Here is a 550-nt window from a genome sequence, read left to right on the forward strand (position 1 = left end):
CTATGGAGACAGCACGGCCCGCCAGCCTTGCATCGTCAAATTCCGTCAGGGTGACGAACCCGGGCGGATCAAGCCCATTCGTGCTGACCTGCGACCACGCCTCCAATTTCCTGCCACCGGAATTCGGAACGCTCGGCCTTCCAGCCGAGGACCTTTCCCGTCACATCGCCTGGGATCCCGGCGCGCTGCCTGTCGCCCAGCGCATGGCCGATGCGCTCGATGCGACGCTGGTCGAAACGCGTATTTCGCGCCTTGTCATCGACTGCAACCGCCCGCTCGACGCACCCGACCTGGTGCCGCCAGTCAGCGAAACCACCGCAATACCCGGCAATACCGGTCTCTCGGAAAAGCAGCGCGCCCAGCGCATCGACTTGTCGTGGCGGCCCTTCCATAACGCGGTCGCAGACATCGTCGACGCAAGATTGGCGCGTGGCCAGGAAACGCGGCTGGTTTCGGTGCATTCCTTCACCCCGGTCTACAAGGGCAAAAGCCGGCCCTGGCACATCGGCATCATCCATGACGAGGATCGCCGGCTGGCGTTGCCGCTGAT

Annotated in this window: 1 protein-coding gene; it reads left to right on the top strand. The window is 64.0% G+C overall.

From position 1 onward, the window contains the following. Nucleotides 1–2: 2 nt before the first annotated feature. Nucleotides 3–550, top strand: a 548-nt coding sequence (locus AC1DX0_RS36955; RefSeq protein WP_477359634.1) for an N-formylglutamate amidohydrolase, incomplete at its 3' end; no start/stop codon positions are given.

Source organism: Mesorhizobium sp. P3_A9, from assembly GCF_056402975.1.